This is a genomic window from Candidatus Symbiopectobacterium sp. NZEC135 (assembly GCF_025962695.1).
On record NZ_JAGFPF010001306.1, the window covers coordinates 1 to 604 of the forward strand.

Genomic DNA, 604 nt, shown 5'->3' on the forward strand with positions numbered 1-604 from the left:
CCGCCAATGCTGCCCTGCTCGCCGCACAGATTCTGGCGCTGCACGATGGCGAGCTGGCGGTTCGCCTTGCCGCCTGGCGTCAACAGCAAACCGATGAGGTACTGGCACATCCCGATCCGCAGGAGGAGGCATGAAGCCCGTTTGCGTATTAGGAAACGGCCAACTGGGCCGAATGTTACGTCAGGCCGGTGAACCCTTGGGGATTGCCGTCTATCCGGTGGGACTGGATGCCGAACCGGAATCCGTGCCGTTTCATCACGCGGTCATCACCGCCGAGATTGAACGCTGGCCGGAAACCGCATTGACGCGCGAATTGGCTGAGCACGCAGCCTTTGTTAACCGTGATATTTTTCCGCGCCTGGCCGATCGCCTGACGCAGAAACAGTTGCTGGATTCGTTGCAGTTGCCTACCGCCCCCTGGCAGTTACTGGCTTCAGAGCAAGAGTGGCCCGGCGTCTTTAGCCGACTGGGCGAGTTGGCGATCGTCAAACGTCGCGTGGGTGGCTATGACGGCCGCGGCCAGTGGCGTTTGCGTCACGACACCGCAGCGACCCTGCCGCAAGAGTGCTACGGCGAATGCATCGTTGAACAGGGCATCGCCTTT

General features: G+C 61.3%; 1 protein-coding gene and 1 pseudogene. Both read left to right on the top strand.

All coding sequences use genetic code 11. The features are described from left to right. Positions 1 to 134 (top strand): annotated as a pseudogene (gene purE / locus J5224_RS33970) (5-(carboxyamino)imidazole ribonucleotide mutase); the annotation flags it as partial. After that, positions 131 to 604 (top strand): ATP-grasp domain-containing protein (locus J5224_RS33975; RefSeq protein ID WP_264629259.1); only part of this gene is annotated, 474 nt, incomplete at its 3' end. The pseudogene purE and the gene J5224_RS33975, both read left to right, overlap by 4 nt.